This is a genomic window from Exiguobacterium sp. s48 (assembly GCF_018617395.1).
Lineage (GTDB): Bacteria > Bacillota > Bacilli > Exiguobacteriales > Exiguobacteriaceae > Exiguobacterium.
This window is the reverse complement of the sequence record NZ_JACSKC010000001.1, coordinates 1,720,826-1,734,501: the sequence shown is the minus strand read 5'-3', so window position 1 is coordinate 1,734,501 and position 13,676 is coordinate 1,720,826. Positions and strand designations below refer to the sequence as shown.

Genomic DNA, 13,676 nt, shown 5'->3' with positions numbered 1-13,676 from the left:
CATTCAGAACACGCCATGGCTAAAAAATATGCAGGTTTGAGTGCAGAACAAGTAGGTAAAAGTAATTCTACATGCATAACAAGAAAGGATGAACGAGATGAAATCATACGGTAAATTCGGCATCATGATTGCGGTCTCTACATTTATTATGTATTGGCTCATGTATTTGAACGTCTTTCAAATCAACCATATCTTCTTTAGTCAAACGAGGTTGTATATGGCACTCATCATGGGATCGGTCATGGCAATCGTCATGTTGCTCTTCATGTGGGGGATGTACAAGAATAAAGCCTTCAATTTTATCATTATAGCGGTCAGCGCCCTCGTCTTCAGTGTCTCCCTGTGGCTTGTACGGAGTCAAACGACTGTCGATGACGTCAGTTGGATGAAGGCGATGATTCCGCACCACTCGATTGCGATCTTGACGAGTGAGCGAGCTGAAATTGAAGATCCGCGCGTCAAAGAACTGGCTGAAGGAATCATTGAAGCGCAACGTCGCGAAATCGAAGAAATGAAGCAACTGATCAAAGATTTAGAAGAGGAAGAAGAAAATCAAGAATAATAGACATACACAGTCGAATGGGGCTGTGTATTTTTTAATCCATTCGAAAGGAAAAATAAAGAAAGTAAGTTAGAATTTGTTTTCCTTTATTTGAAATATAAATGACATATTTGTCGGTTCATTTTGGTGGTAAAATTTTTTCAGTTAGATAATATAAAATATAAAAATTTAAATACATAATTGAAAGGATTTACCACATTATGAAACGAAAGATGCTTTCTCTCTTCTGTGCCGTTCTTCTCACCGTCGGAATCTTCACTCCCGCCGGTACCCCGGCTGAAGCCGCCACCACGTATTATGTCAAAGTGACGACCAACAGTTTAAACGTCCGTTCGGGCCCGAGCACGACGTATGCGATCGTCGGTAGCGCCAAGTTGGGACAGTCGTTCAAGTATCTCGGCGTGAGCGGGGGATGGACGAAAATCAACTTCAACGGGACGTCCCGCTACGTATCCAGTACATATGTGAAGAAGTACAGTGTCTCAACGCTTTCAACGACATCGACTGCGAAAATGATCATCCCGACAAAAGGGACGTTGACACAAAAGTATGGTCCGGCGAGCGGGCAGTACGGTTATACGTTCCATAACGGCATCGACTTGGCTGCTCCAAGAGGAACACCGGTCGTGTCAGCCGCTTATGGAAAAGTCATCGTTTCTCGAAACTATGGGGCTTACGGTAACCACGTCATGATGAGCCATCAGTTGAACGGACAAACATACATCACAGTATATGCACACCTCGATCGTCTCAATGTCGTCACAGGACAGACGCTAGCAAAGGGAGCAACAATTGGAACGGTCGGGAATACCGGCAACTCGTTCGGGAACCACCTTCACTTCGAAGTACATCGAAACAGCTATGTGTATAGCAGTTCAGCTCCTGCCAACAGTATCAACCCATATACGATGTTTTAACCAAAAAGCACGCACTCCCAAAGGATGGGAGCGCGTGCTTTTTGGTTAATGAATCGTCGTTTGTTTGTTTCGTTCGATTTGGTTGGCGGCGATGAGGCTGACGCCAAGAACGACACCAAACACCAATCCGAATAAGGTATTGAAGAGTAACATGAGGATGATCCCGAAGACGAGACCGATACTCATGAGGCCAATCCGATCAAACATATTGAATCCCCTTTTCTGTAGTGGTGCACCTCAATAATTACCCGAATTTCAAAGAAAGAACACCGACGAAATGGATCGATTGATTCATTATACGTGTTTGGACGAACCAGGTTTCGTTTTGTAGAAACTATAGAGAACGCTAATCAAGATGACGAGAACGATGGTTCCAAGAGACATCCAAATCGGCATCTTGTACACATCACCCAAAATCATCTTCGCCCCGATGAAGACGAGCATGAAGCTGAGACCGTGTTTCAAATAGTAGAAGCGGTCGATCAAGTTGGCGAGAACGAAGTAGAGACTACGAAGTCCGAGAATCGCCATGATGTTCGCATAGAAGATGATATACGGGTCACGTGAATACGCAAAACTTGCGGCGACTGAATCGACAGCGAAGACGATATCCGACAACTCGATGAAGATGAGCGCGATGAAGAGGGGGGTGAAGAACAGCTTCCCATTGATGCGTTTCGTGAACTTCCCGGATGTGATGTCTTGTGTGATGGGAAGGCGTCGCTCGAGCCAACGAATCGTCTTGTTTTCTTCAAGTGACTCGTCTTTCCCGATATTCTTATACATCATCCATCCCGTATAAACGAGGAACGCTCCGAACACGTAATAGACCCAACCGAAGTTTTCTAAAAGGGATACCCCAGCGACGATGAAGACGGCGCGGAAGAAAATTGCTCCGAGAATCCCCCAGAACAGTACCTTGTGTTGATACTTGAGTGGGATGGCGAAATAGGCGAAAACAAGTGAGAAGACGAAGACGTTATCGATCGCGAGTGCCTTTTCGATAAAGTAGACGCTCGCATATTCTGTTGCGGCTGTACTTCCTTGCGTGAAGAACAACCATCCTCCGAATGTGATGGCAATCCCAATCCAAACAAACGTCCATGTCCACGCCTCGCGGAGCGAGACTTCGTGTGCTTTACGGTGGAACACCCCGAGGTCAAGTGCGAGCATGAAGATGACGATAAGTAAAAAACCGATGAGTAGGGTCAATAATTATTCCTCCTTTTTAAGGTCTTGTGAACTTCTATGTATTTAATTTAAGTTCATTTGAACCTAAAGTCAAGACTTTAAGTGTAAAAAAACGTTTAATAAAAAACGGTTATCTTGTGGCGCGTCGTTTAGAAATTTGGCGTGCAATCCAAACAACGAATGCAACAATTACGAGTCCAAGTACGACGTACATTGCATGTGAATAGGTTTCGATGTATCCAAGCCACACTTTCCAGTTTTCTCCGACATAGACGCCGATATAGATGAGCACTGTATTCCAAATGAGAGTACCAAATGTCGTCAAAGTGAAAAATTTTAGAAACGGCATGTTGGACATCCCGGCAGGAATCGAAATCAAACTACGTACGACGGGAATGAAACGTCCGAAAAATACTAATTTCGGACCGAAGCGATCAAACCACCGATCGGCCATTCGCACGTCATCGACTTTGAGGTATAAGCGTTTGCCATAGCGTGCGACCCATGACTCCAATCTTTCACGATCAAACAACAGTCCGACACCGTATAGGACAACTGCCCCAAGAAGTGCCCCAACCGTTGCGGCTAAAATCATCCAAACCGGATTGAGTGTTGTCGTGGTCGTGAAGAAGCCTCCAAAAATTAATATCAATTCGGAAGGAATCGGAGGGAATACATTCTCAATAAAAATGAGGAACATGACCCCTAAATAACCAAACTGTTCGATGATTTGTTGAATCCATTGTTCCATATCGTAATTTGTCTCCTATCTAATTCATATTCTCTATCAACAATAAGTCTCATCACATCGATTTGGACATCCACCCTAAGATGTAAAAGTAGTTTTAAACGATTTTTGGATGTCACGAAAGGTTGATTTCAAGTTCAAACTCACTTGAAAGTGATCATTCTGGTATATACCGCAGAAGTGATCACAAATCTAGGATGGGATATCAATGCGTGATTTTCTGAACTGTAATTTCAGTATGAAGAAACTAGGAATAAAAAAACTTATGAATAATCATATTCATTTCACGAAAATCATTCGGATAAATCTGACAATTTAAGTCAAAAAAATTTTTATGAAAATTTATTTACAGTCTTTTTGAATCGGCGTAATATCCATCTCATCAACTTCATACGTATTGTTGAAATCTTTTCGCCGAGTTCCGGAGACGGAAGCGGGGGACCCACCGTCCAATCTGGACTGGGGTGAATCCTCAAGTGAGGTAGGGCCAACCTAGGCAAGCCCGAATCCGACAGCTAACCTCGTAGGCGTTATTAGGGGGATCCGACTCATGCAGTGATATGCCACTGGAGCCGTCTCTTGCTCCTGTGGTTTTTTGTATATCTTGAATGTTAAATAAAGTTAAAAAATTTAAAAAAGAGGTTATTAAAATGACTGATTTATTCGCAATCGCTATATTGATAAGTTTAGTGGCGTCCATGAACGTGATGATTCGTTCAATCGATCGGATGCACTGGAATGACGCGGGGTGAAGACATGTATATCGTGCTACTCTCAATCGGGATTGGGTATCTCGCTTACTTGACGGTTGCTTTACTAAAACCAGAAAAATTTTAAGGACAGAGGAGAATGACAAAAGATGTGGGTTACATTCATCATCACATTGAGTTTGCTCATCGCGATGACGATGACAGCTAGTGCTGTTTTAGGCGGTTACGTCGGAAGACGGTTTGTGCCAATTCAAGAACGACCAAACTATGTAGGGAAAGCGCTCGAGACGAGGATCACACGTCGCCTTCGAGTAGATGAGCGTGAGAAGCAAACATGGTTTGGCTATGCAAAAGATTTTTTGACACTCAATTTGCTATTTTTATTGATTGGTTATGTGTTGCTTCGCTTTCAAGGGGTGTTGCCCTTCAATCCGAACGGGGCCGTCAACTTAGACTGGCATCTAGCCTTCCATACGGTCATCAGCTTTATGACGAACACAGACCAACAGCACTATTCAGGTGAGGCACTCTCTCACTTATCACAGATGTTCGTCCTCTCGACACTCATGTTCGTGGCACCGACGATGGCATTTACGATGGCGCTGGCATTCATTCGAGGGATTCTCGGAAAGCCGATCGGTCAGTTCTATTTCGACTTTGTACGCGTCATCGTGTACGTGCTCTTACCGATCAGCTTATTTTTCGGTATGTGGTTGATCGCGTTTGGTGTCCCGCAAACCCTTAGTCCGAATACTGTCGTCACGACGCTCGAAGGAGCGAGTCAAACGATTCAACGAGGACCGATCGCATCATTTGAGGTCATTAAACAGCTTGGGAATAACGGTGGAGGCTACTATGCGGTAAACGGTGCGCATCCATTTGAAAACCCGAGTGATTGGACGAATTACATCCATCTTTTCTTGATGCTCTTATTACCGATGTCATTGCCGTTCATCTACGGGGCGATGGCGAAGAAACGAAAACAAGGATTCCTTTACTTTGGTGTCATGCTCCTCTTGTTTGTAATCGGAACAGTATTCATGTATGCCACGTTGTACGCCAACCCGTCTTTACATGGACAGGAGATGCGCTTTGGAGCATTGGGCACAGCGCTTTACGGCGCGGTAACGACAGCTGCTGAAACGGGTGCTGTCAATGCGATGCATGATTCGCTTCCATCTCTCGGTGGCATCATCTTGATGGGAAACATGATGTTGAACGTGGTGTTCGGGGGAGTCGGTGCCGGGTTCATGAACTTGATGATGTATGTGATCATCACCATTTTTGTCGCGGCCTTATTGATCGGACAGACCCCGACCGTGCTCGGCAAGAAGATTGAAGGACGTGAGATGAAGCTCGTTGCGTTGACACTACTCGTCTCGCCGCTCCTCATTTTAGGATTTACAGGTTTGGCGCTCGTCTTGCAGCCGGGACAAGACGCCATCACGAATGCGGGGCCACATGGGATTTCTCAAATCTTGTATGAGTACACATCCGCTGTCGCCAACAACGGATCCGGATTCGAAGGGTTGTTGGATGCGACGCCGTTTTGGAATATCACGGCAGGGTTCGCCATGTTCTTCGGCCGATACATTCCGCTGTTATTAATGGTGGCGATGGCAGGTAGCCTTCAAATGAAACCACGTGTCACGGACGACGGGGCGCTTCAGACCGACACGCCGTTATTCACGTCACTTCTTTTCGGTGTGATTGTCATTGTCGGCGCCTTGACGTTTTTACCAGTGTTGTTGCTTGGACCATTCGCCGAATGGCTCATGATACGTTGAACATAGGAGAGAATAGAAGATGAATGAACTAGAAAAACAGACACGCCGTTTTGATACGAGCTTGATTGTGCCTGCCATGTGGGACGGAGTTAAAAAACTAGATCCACGATCGATGGTGAAACAACCGGTCATGTTCCTCGTGTGGGGCGGATTCTTATTATCGCTCGTCTATACGATCATGTCGGAAGAGATGCGAGGCTTTCACTTGGCAGTGACGCTTATTTTGCTCGTCACGTTATGGTTCGCCAATTTCGCCGAAGCGATTACGGAAGGTCGGGGGAAGGCGCAGGCCGCGACACTACGGGCATCCAAAAATGATGTAATGGCACGGCGGATTGTGAAGGATGGGATTGAAGAAGTTGCGTCGTCCCTTCTCCGAAAAGGAGACCGTGTCGAAGTGCGTGCCGGAGACTATGTCCCGGGAGATGGCGAGATCGTAGCCGGATTGGCGTCGATTGATGAGTCTGCCATTACGGGTGAATCCGCACCGGTCATCAAAGAATCAGGTGGAGACTTCTCCTCCGTCATCGGGGGGACGCTCGTCGTCAGTGACCGAATCGAGGTCGATATTACGAGCAATCCAGGGGAATCGTTCCTCGACCAGATGATTGCACTCGTCGAAGGATCGAAACGACAAAAAACACCGAACGAGATTGCCTTATCTTTACTTCTCATCTCGCTCAGTATGATTTTCTTACTCGTCGTCTTGACGTTACCTGCTTTTACGAATTATTTAGGGTTTCAATTGTCTCCTCCCATTTTAATCGCGCTTCTCGTCTGTCTCATTCCGACGACAATCGGTGGACTCTTATCCGCCATCGGGATTGCGGGAATGGACCGGGTGACACGTTTCAATGTCATCGCGATGAGCGGGAAAGCTGTCGAAGCAGCGGGAGACATTCGGACCATCATTTTAGATAAGACGGGGACCATCACGTTCGGAAACCGGATGGCGTTTGAAGTCGTTCCCGTAGAAGGCAATACGGCCTCGCAGGCACTCGGAGTCGCCGTGTTGACGTCTCTTGAAGACGAGACGCCGGAAGGACGATCTGTGTTGACACTCGCGAAAGAGCAGTGGGGAGAATTAGATGAGTCCCCAAAACAAGGTGCAGTCATCATTCCATTCAAAGCAGAGACGCGTATGTCGGGACTCGATTTGGCAGACGGGCGACGCGTCCGAAAAGGTGCGGCATCCGCCGTCACCGACTGGGTGAGTGCCCAAGGTGGGATGATTCCGAGCGACTTACAGGAGCAAGTCGATGCGATTTCAAAAGAAGGCGGCACACCGCTCGTCATCTCAGAAGATGCACGAATCGTTGGTGTGATTCACTTGAAGGATACGGTGAAACCTGGCATGCGTGAGCGCTTCGATCGATTGCGTCAGATGGGGATCAAGACCATCATGTGTACCGGAGATAACCCGTTGACAGCGGCGACGATTGCACGTGAAGCGGGTGTGGATGAATTTGTAGCCGAATGTAAGCCGGAAGACAAGATTCGTGTCATCAAGGCAGAACAACAAGCAGGTCATCTTGTCGCCATGACGGGGGATGGGACGAATGATGCCCCGGCGCTCGCGCAGGCAGACGTCGGTCTCGCTATGAACTCCGGAACACAGGCCGCAAAAGAAGCTGCGAATATGATTGATTTGGATTCCGATCCGACCAAAATCATTGAAGTAGTCGAAATCGGTAAGCAATTACTGATGACACGCGGCGCCTTGACGACGTTCTCGATTGCGAACGATGTGGCCAAATATTTCGCCATCTTGCCCGCCATGTTCGTCGCCTTTATTCCAGAGATGGACTGGTTGAACGTGATGCGTCTCGGTTCACCGGAGTCAGCCATTTTAGCGGCGCTCCTCTTTAACGCCTTGATCATTCCACTCCTCATTCCGGTTGCGATGAAAGGTGTTCGTTATGACCCGGTCGGTCCGGAGAAGTTGTTACGTCGAAATTTACTCATTTATGGTGTCGGTGGTGTGATTGTCCCGTTTCTCGGAATCAAAGCACTCGACGTCATCTTAAACTTATTCATGTGAGGTGGATCAAATGTCTTCTATAAAACAAGCAGGCATCGTCGTCAGTTTGACGATGGTCTTATGCGGTGTGGCTTATCCATTCGCTTTAACAGTAGCAGGCCAGGCACTATTTCCGAGTCAGGCTGAAGGTAGCCTGATCGAACGCGATGGTGAACAGATTGGCTCAAAGTGGATCGCACAACCTTTCGTTTCGGAAGGTTACTTCCACGGCCGACCAACAGCAGTCGATCAACTCACTGGTCAATCGGGCGGCGATAATATGGCGGAAAGCAATCCAGACCGTCCAGAACACGATTCTAAACTGCCGGGTGCGATTGAGACATCGGGATCAGGACTAGATCCGCATATCTCCATCGAACATGCGATGTCACAAGTTAAAAGAATCAGCGAGACGCGCTCATTGGACGAAAGTGAAGTCGAGAGGATCATTCGTGAGACGGCAGACGGTGAATCGTACGTCAACGTCTTGATGATGAACCTTTCACTCGACGAGTTAGGCTGATGCGAGGCAAACTTCGTCTCTATATCGGAGCCGCGCCAGGTGTGGGGAAAACATATAAGATGTTGGCGGACGCACGGGCGCGTCAGCAAGAAGGGGTCTCGGTCATGATTGGATTGATTGAGACACACGGGCGAAATGAAACAGAGGCGATGATCGGTGATCTACCGGTCGTCCCTCTTCTTTCGTTATTTTATAAAGGACACGAACTGAAAGAGTTAGACGTCGATAAGATCTTGTCGCTTTACCCAGATATCGTCCTCGTCGATGAACTGGCCCATACGAACGCCCCGGGCTCGATGCGGGCGAAGCGATACCAGGACGTACAGGTGTTGTTAGAGAATGGGATCGATGTATACGCGGCCGTGAACATCCAACATTTCGAGAGTTTGTTACTGACCGTGAAAGGAATCACGGGCGTCGAGGTAAGAGAACGCATCCCGGACCGATTCCTCAATCAAGCAGACGAAATCCTGCTTGTCGACGTGACACCACAGACGTTGCAAGAGCGGATGCGACAAGGCAAGATTTATCGCCCCGATAAGATCGAGCAGAGCCTGACCTCATTTTTCACATTGACCAACTTATCGAGCCTTCGTGAGATTGCGCTTCGGCAAGTGGCGGACGAAGTCGATGATCAAGTGTATCGAACGCGAAAAAATGTGGTGTCTGATCCAACGCTTCTTCAAGAACGGATCATGGTCTGTATTCAACTCAATGACAATGCGAGACATTTGATGTATCGGGGATTTCGCATGGCAAGTCGACTCAAAGCGAAACTCTATATCCTGTCCGTCCTCCATAATGATGAAAGGAAATTATCGCCCGAACAGACTGCCATTTTGAAAGAGGTTCGGGAGCAAGGTGAGTCCTTTCAGGCGGAAGTCATCGTCTTGAACGTACCTCGAAAAGAACTGACGAGAAGTCTGACAATGGCGGCACGCGAAAAACGCATTACGCAATTGATTCTTGGACAATCGGCAAGGACACGCTGGCAAGAAGTCATGCGTGGGTCGATTGTGAACGTCATCATGCGTGAGCTGAAACAAGTGGACATCCATATCGTCTCGGATCAAACGTGATAGGTGTGAGGGAGCGAATGAACGGGAAGAGTGAATCATGCGAACAAAGGAGGTTTTTTGATGAAATATTTAGTCACAGGAGCAACCGGTAAATTAGGATCGAAAATCGTAGAGGAGTTACTCAAATCAATCGATGCGAGTGACCTCGCAGTCAGTGTACGTAATCCGCAGAAAGCAGCATCGCTAAAAGAGCGCGGGGTTGATGTACGACACGGAGATTTTGATCAGCCGGACACACTCGATGAAGCGTTCAAAGGTGTTGAGCGTCTGTTGATCATCTCGGCAGATGGCGATAACGATACGCGCATTCGTCAACATACGAACGCGGTTGAGGCGGCGAAACGGGCAGGTGTTTCCTTCATCGCCTACACGAGTCTAGCCGATGCGACAGACAGTGAGAACTTGATGGCACCTCCACACGTCGTCACAGAGGAAGCAATCGTAGAATCGGGGATTCCGTATGCGTTTTTGCGGAACAATTGGTACTTAGAGAACGAATTGCCGAGCATGCAAGCAGTCGTGGACGGTGCGCCGTGGATCACAGCGGCTCGGGACGGGAAGGTCGGTTGGGCGCTTCAACAAGACTATGCGGAAGCAGCGGCGAACGTCCTGTTGAAAGAACAGCAAGAGAGTGCGGTGTATGAATTGTCAGGACCGCTCCATACGCAAAAAGATTTAGTAGATGCACTTAGTGAGGTGTTAGGTCGTGACGTCATGATGCAGGAGCTAAATCTCGAAGCATATGAAGAGACGATGCGCGGGGCAGGGATGCCTGATGACGTAGTTTCCCTACTAGCAGGCATTCAAAAAAGTATTCGTCAAGGGACACTCGAAATTCACGAGAGTGACTTTGAACCGGTTCTTGGACGCCCGGTCACACCGCTCGCGGACGGAATTCGTCAATTACTCGACCGATAATGAAAATGCCCTCGACCGCTTGGTCGAGGGCATTTATGTTAGGCGCGAGTGGCGTGATCTTCGAGTTGAGTCGTCACGTCTTCGAGCGAATTCGCTGTTAGAGCGAGTCGGTCCGACATGGAACTAAGTTCTTTTTGAATGGCGACTTGTTCTTCCGTTGCTGCGGCAACGTGGTGAATCTGTTGCTGGAGTTCGTTCGCCGCATATTTCGTCGATTCAAGTCGTGTTTCGAGTGCTTCCATTTGTGTCGTGACCTGTTGGCGTGTCTCTTGAATCGAAGCGATCTGTTCGTCGATTTCTGAAACATCTTCCGTTAGACGTCCAAAAACAGCCGTCACATCGTTCGTGACCGTTTGACAGTTTTCCGTCGCTTGTTTGAATAGATGCGCCGATTTGGAGACGACGGTCGTATCCTCCATCAACCCACCGAGGACACGGGTCATCTCGGATGCATATTCACGCGATTGGACAGCGAGTTTCCCGACTTCAGAGGCGACGACTGCGAATCCGCGACCAGCCTCACCAGCGCGTGCTGCTTCAATGGATGCGTTCAAGGCGAGCATATTCGTCTGTTCACTGATCGAGCCGACTTGTTGCAAGATTCCTTGGATTTCGGTTGAACGAGTCGACATCGTTGCGACGATTCGATCGAGCTGTTCCGACTCGGTGATGATTTCTTGTACTTTCGCTTCCATGAGATGCATGTCTTTGTTCCCGGCAAGGGCATCTTTAGCGATACGCGAGGACGCTGCGGCTGTCTGGGCCATTCGTTCTTGAATGAGCGCAGTCAATGAACGAATCGAGTGAATTTCATCAGCCCCTTGCGCCATGGATTCCTGTTGGGATGAAGCATGCGCGACAATCGGGTCGACCGTGACAGCGATTTGTTCCCCGGATTCGAGAGACTGATTCGAAGCGGATTCAAGCTCTTCTGCATGACTGTTTAAAGATTGGACAAGCGCACTGACATCGTGAATCGCATGTTGTAATAACTGTCGCGTTTCTTGCTCCTGTGCCTCGACACGTTCCGTCTCTTTGTTACGGAAGTGGATTTGCGCGACGAGGACGGTACTGAGAAGAATCAAATATACGGCATGGACGAGGAGTAAACTGAACGGATAATCGCTCGTCCCACAAATCATCTCAGGAATCAAAAAGTACCCGAGTAAATGTTGCGCAGCAAAGATTCCGGCGCTATACAAAATCAAATCAATTCGACGCATGAACGACAAAATCGCCAAGACGACAAAAATCGAAAAATGATACTCGACGAGTCCTTGTCCACCGGCAACGGTCGAGATGCTTGCGAAGGTGAGCGTCAACATCATCCAATAGGAAAAGGACGCAGAGTCTCGTTTTGCTGTAATGAGCATCATCCCGAATAAAGCGATCGGGATTGCGAAAAGGACCCATGTCACGCCGGAGTACACATAACCATCTGCACCATTTCGTAAAATTGTATAAGCATAGGCAAAGTCGGTAAAACGATGGAGCACATGAACAATAACCGACGTCATCACAATCAATAACGTCGTCAACAACATCAACTGATTTCGTTTCGTAAAACTCATCTTTCATTCCTCACATTCTCGTGTTCATTTGTTGTAGCTCTATACATATCGGACGAAGTTCACAGAAGTTTATACAAATTGCATGTTCGAAGCACAAAAAAAGAGCGCGTGGCTCCTTTTCACATGTTTTCAATTTAACCCGAGCCACTTTTTCACTGGTTCCCGGAAGATATACGTCACGACAATCAAGCCGACGAAGACGAGCGCGGCGATGAAGATCGTGGTGACACTGCCTGACGCGAGACTCGCTCCGAGGAAGCTGTAGGCGAACGTACCTGGAATCATGCCGAGCACGGTCGCCGGTACAAACGCACGGAAACGGACGCGCGAGATCCCTCCGGCGTAACTGAGTAAGTCAAAACTGACGAGTGGGATGAGCCGAAGGACAAACACGTACAGAAATCCACGACGCTCCATTTGGGTGAACAGTTTTTCGGACCATGGATAGCGCTCGACGTTGATGACCGAACGTCCAAAGAAGCGTCCCATGACGTAACCGGTCGTCGCGGCAGCAGTCGCGCCAAAAATAATATAGAGAACTCCTGGCCATACGCCGAACGCGAGTCCGGCTCCGAGTGACAGGACGGATGTCGGTAAAAATGCAACCGGACCGATGGCGTAAAGAAAAATAAAGAAGAGTGGTCCCCACCACCCGAACGACAGAACCGTATCGCGGATGTCAGACGGACGCAACTCATAGTGGAAATGGGTGATGTAGAACAACGTGCCGAACACGAGTAAAAATAGAGTGATTTTTAGCCAACGTGGCATGAGGCGTCCCTCCTTTTTTCTAAGCATACCGTATACTCGGCTCTAGAAAGAAAACGGATGTGCGAAAAAACCGAAGCGTTAGCCTCGGCTTCTTTCATAGCGTTGAATCCATTGCTCGACCGTCATCTTCTCGACAAGTTCCCCAACTAAGTCAAACGGAATTCGTTTCACGTTATTGAAGCGAATACAGCTTTTGCCCATATCGAGCTTCGTTGGGACCCGATTCGCATACTCCTGTTCGAACCAGGCGAGCAATTCAGGGTCGGAGTAGATGCCCATATGGTAAAGCCCGACGTGACGCTTTTGCGCGATCACGCTAATGAACGGGAGCGGTGTCCCTGGTGTGACGTGATAACCCGACGGATATCGATCGAGTGGGACGACGTAATGGACACCCTGTCCGTCCGTCGTCTTTTCAAAGCCTTCTGGCAAATGGTCATCGATAACTTCGATCAGATGAATAAATGAATCGAGTCGTTCCTCGTCGACGAGTGTCGTCACGTCCATCATGATTCGCCACCTCGTAAAATTTTCTCCATTTTCTTTCCTTTTGCCAACTCATCGATGAGTTTGTCCAAATAACGGATCTCACGCATAAGCGGTTCTTCCACGTTCTCGACGCGGACCCCACAGACGACGCCTTTGATGAGAGCACGATCTTCATTCAGGCGAGGTGCGGCAGAGAAGAACGTATCGAAATCAACCTCGTCAGCAATCTGACGCTCGAGCCCGGTTTGATCATAACCCGTCAACCATTCGATAATCGTGTCGACTTCTTCTTTCGTCCGTCCTTTTCGTTCGGCTTTGGCGACGTAGTGTGGATAGACGCTCGCAAAGCTCGTCGTGTAAATGCGGTGTGCCATCTGTATCCCTCGTTTC

The 13,676-nt window shown here is 48.1% G+C and carries 15 protein-coding genes and 1 riboswitch; of the genes, 8 read left to right on the top strand and 7 right to left on the bottom strand.

Going from position 1 to position 13,676, the window contains the following annotated elements:
* Positions 1–97 precede the first annotated feature (97 nt).
* Entirely contained in the window at positions 98–562 is a 465-nt protein-coding gene (locus KNO66_RS08720) for a DUF305 domain-containing protein (protein WP_214742052.1), read from the top strand.
* Positions 563–762: 200 nt separating this feature from the next.
* Complete coding sequence (locus KNO66_RS08715) at positions 763–1,479, top strand: peptidoglycan DD-metalloendopeptidase family protein (protein WP_214742051.1); 717 nt, start codon at positions 763–765, stop codon at positions 1,477–1,479.
* 45 nt (positions 1,480–1,524) lie between these two features.
* Here KNO66_RS08715 and KNO66_RS08710 read toward each other — a convergent pair whose 3' ends face one another.
* From KNO66_RS08710 to KNO66_RS08700, 3 genes are all read right to left on the bottom strand, one after another.
* Positions 1,525–1,686, bottom strand: a complete 162-nt coding sequence (locus KNO66_RS08710) for a hypothetical protein (RefSeq protein ID WP_214742050.1) — start codon at positions 1,684–1,686, stop codon at positions 1,525–1,527.
* Positions 1,687–1,773: 87 nt separating this feature from the next.
* A complete protein-coding gene (locus KNO66_RS08705) occupies positions 1,774–2,691 on the bottom strand; it encodes a TerC family protein (protein ID WP_214742049.1) in 918 nt (305 codons plus the stop codon).
* Between the two features lie 109 nt (positions 2,692–2,800).
* Positions 2,801–3,421, bottom strand: coding sequence for a DedA family protein (locus KNO66_RS08700; RefSeq protein WP_214742048.1), 621 nt, complete (start codon positions 3,419–3,421; stop codon positions 2,801–2,803).
* 399 nt (positions 3,422–3,820) lie between these two features.
* Positions 3,821–3,963, top strand: a riboswitch (cyclic di-AMP (ydaO/yuaA leader).
* A 193-nt stretch (positions 3,964–4,156) separates the two neighbouring features.
* Between KNO66_RS08700 and KNO66_RS08695 the strand changes: the two genes are divergently transcribed.
* From KNO66_RS08695 to KNO66_RS08670, 6 genes are read left to right on the top strand one after another with little or no spacing between them, the layout of a single operon-like run.
* Positions 4,157–4,255 carry a potassium-transporting ATPase subunit F gene (locus KNO66_RS08695; RefSeq protein ID WP_214742047.1) on the top strand — a complete coding sequence of 33 codons (99 nt, stop codon included), beginning with the start codon at positions 4,157–4,159 and terminating at the stop codon, positions 4,253–4,255.
* A gap of 22 nt (positions 4,256–4,277) precedes the next feature.
* Entirely contained in the window at positions 4,278–5,915 is a 1,638-nt protein-coding gene (kdpA, locus tag KNO66_RS08690; RefSeq protein ID WP_214742046.1) for a potassium-transporting ATPase subunit KdpA, read from the top strand.
* 19 nt (positions 5,916–5,934) lie between these two features.
* On the top strand, positions 5,935–7,956 hold the full coding sequence (gene kdpB / locus KNO66_RS08685) for a potassium-transporting ATPase subunit KdpB (RefSeq protein WP_214742045.1): 2,022 nt from the start codon (positions 5,935–5,937) through the stop codon (positions 7,954–7,956).
* 10 nt (positions 7,957–7,966) lie between these two features.
* Positions 7,967–8,458: a potassium-transporting ATPase subunit C gene (locus tag KNO66_RS08680; protein WP_214742044.1), complete on the top strand. Its 492-nt coding sequence runs from the start codon at positions 7,967–7,969 to the stop codon at positions 8,456–8,458.
* On the top strand, positions 8,458–9,537 hold the full coding sequence (locus KNO66_RS08675; RefSeq protein ID WP_251128075.1) for a universal stress protein: 1,080 nt from the start codon (positions 8,458–8,460) through the stop codon (positions 9,535–9,537). The genes KNO66_RS08680 and KNO66_RS08675 overlap by 1 nt, the downstream gene beginning before the upstream one ends.
* 60 nt (positions 9,538–9,597) lie before the next feature.
* Positions 9,598–10,455, top strand: a complete 858-nt coding sequence (locus KNO66_RS08670) for an SDR family oxidoreductase (RefSeq protein ID WP_214742043.1) — start codon at positions 9,598–9,600, stop codon at positions 10,453–10,455.
* Positions 10,456–10,493: 38 nt separating this feature from the next.
* Here KNO66_RS08670 and KNO66_RS08665 read toward each other — a convergent pair whose 3' ends face one another.
* From KNO66_RS08665 to KNO66_RS08650, 4 genes are all read right to left on the bottom strand, one after another.
* Positions 10,494–12,026 carry a methyl-accepting chemotaxis protein gene (locus KNO66_RS08665; RefSeq protein ID WP_214742042.1) on the bottom strand — a complete coding sequence of 511 codons (1,533 nt, stop codon included), beginning with the start codon at positions 12,024–12,026 and terminating at the stop codon, positions 10,494–10,496.
* A 129-nt stretch (positions 12,027–12,155) separates the two neighbouring features.
* Complete coding sequence (locus KNO66_RS08660) at positions 12,156–12,797, bottom strand: TVP38/TMEM64 family protein (protein ID WP_214742041.1); 642 nt, start codon at positions 12,795–12,797, stop codon at positions 12,156–12,158.
* Positions 12,798–12,875: 78 nt separating this feature from the next.
* Positions 12,876–13,307, bottom strand: coding sequence for a DUF1801 domain-containing protein (locus KNO66_RS08655; protein ID WP_214742040.1), 432 nt, complete (start codon positions 13,305–13,307; stop codon positions 12,876–12,878).
* Positions 13,304–13,660: a DUF2200 domain-containing protein gene (locus tag KNO66_RS08650; protein ID WP_214742039.1), complete on the bottom strand. Its 357-nt coding sequence runs from the start codon at positions 13,658–13,660 to the stop codon at positions 13,304–13,306. The genes KNO66_RS08655 and KNO66_RS08650 overlap by 4 nt, the downstream gene beginning before the upstream one ends.
* Positions 13,661–13,676: the final 16 nt, after the last annotated feature.

Coding starts and splice junctions, on each gene's coding strand:
- kdpB (WP_214742045.1), top strand. CDS start 5,935: ATGAATGAACTAGAAAAACAGACACGCCGTTTTGATACGAGCTTGATT.
- KNO66_RS08650 (WP_214742039.1), bottom strand. CDS start 13,660: ATGGCACACCGCATTTACACGACGAGCTTTGCGAGCGTCTATCCACAC.
- KNO66_RS08665 (WP_214742042.1), bottom strand. CDS start 12,026: ATGAGTTTTACGAAACGAAATCAGTTGATGTTGTTGACGACGTTATTG.
- KNO66_RS08675 (WP_251128075.1), top strand. CDS start 8,458: ATGCGAGGCAAACTTCGTCTCTATATCGGAGCCGCGCCAGGTGTGGGG.
- KNO66_RS08720 (WP_214742052.1), top strand. CDS start 98: ATGAAATCATACGGTAAATTCGGCATCATGATTGCGGTCTCTACATTT.
- KNO66_RS08680 (WP_214742044.1), top strand. CDS start 7,967: ATGTCTTCTATAAAACAAGCAGGCATCGTCGTCAGTTTGACGATGGTC.
- KNO66_RS08715 (WP_214742051.1), top strand. CDS start 763: ATGAAACGAAAGATGCTTTCTCTCTTCTGTGCCGTTCTTCTCACCGTC.
- KNO66_RS08695 (WP_214742047.1), top strand. CDS start 4,157: ATGACGCGGGGTGAAGACATGTATATCGTGCTACTCTCAATCGGGATT.
- KNO66_RS08670 (WP_214742043.1), top strand. CDS start 9,598: ATGAAATATTTAGTCACAGGAGCAACCGGTAAATTAGGATCGAAAATC.
- kdpA (WP_214742046.1), top strand. CDS start 4,278: ATGTGGGTTACATTCATCATCACATTGAGTTTGCTCATCGCGATGACG.
- KNO66_RS08700 (WP_214742048.1), bottom strand. CDS start 3,421: ATGGAACAATGGATTCAACAAATCATCGAACAGTTTGGTTATTTAGGG.
- KNO66_RS08660 (WP_214742041.1), bottom strand. CDS start 12,797: ATGCCACGTTGGCTAAAAATCACTCTATTTTTACTCGTGTTCGGCACG.
- KNO66_RS08710 (WP_214742050.1), bottom strand. CDS start 1,686: ATGTTTGATCGGATTGGCCTCATGAGTATCGGTCTCGTCTTCGGGATC.
- KNO66_RS08655 (WP_214742040.1), bottom strand. CDS start 13,307: ATGATGGACGTGACGACACTCGTCGACGAGGAACGACTCGATTCATTT.